General features: G+C 72.8%; 1 pseudogene. It reads left to right on the top strand.

What is annotated here, in order from left to right:
* Positions 1 to 290, top strand: a pseudogene (locus tag J0695_RS42000) (allophanate hydrolase); the annotation flags it as partial.

The raw sequence follows: 290 nt of genomic DNA, 5'->3' as shown, positions 1-290 counted from the left end.
CCGCATCGCCGTCCCCGCCACCTCCCAGCTCGGCGCGATGGACAAGGGCTGGCCCGAGGCGTACGAAGCAGCCGCGACCCGCCTCGCATCAGCGGGCGCCCAGCTCCTGCCCGTCGACCTGACGCCCTTCACCGAAGCCGCCGCCATGCTCTACGAGGGCGCCTTCGTGGCCGAGCGGTACACCGCGGTCGGTCCCTTCATCGACAAAGACACCCCGGACCTCGACCCCACGGTCGCCGCGATCATCCGCCTCGCCCGCGATCTCCCCGCCCACCGCCTCTACGCCGACC

Origin of the sequence: Streptomyces beijiangensis, from assembly GCF_017315755.1 — a bacterium.
In the GTDB taxonomy this organism is placed as follows: domain Bacteria; phylum Actinomycetota; class Actinomycetes; order Streptomycetales; family Streptomycetaceae; genus Streptomyces; species Streptomyces beijiangensis.
This window is presented reverse-complemented; position numbering and strand designations above follow the sequence as displayed.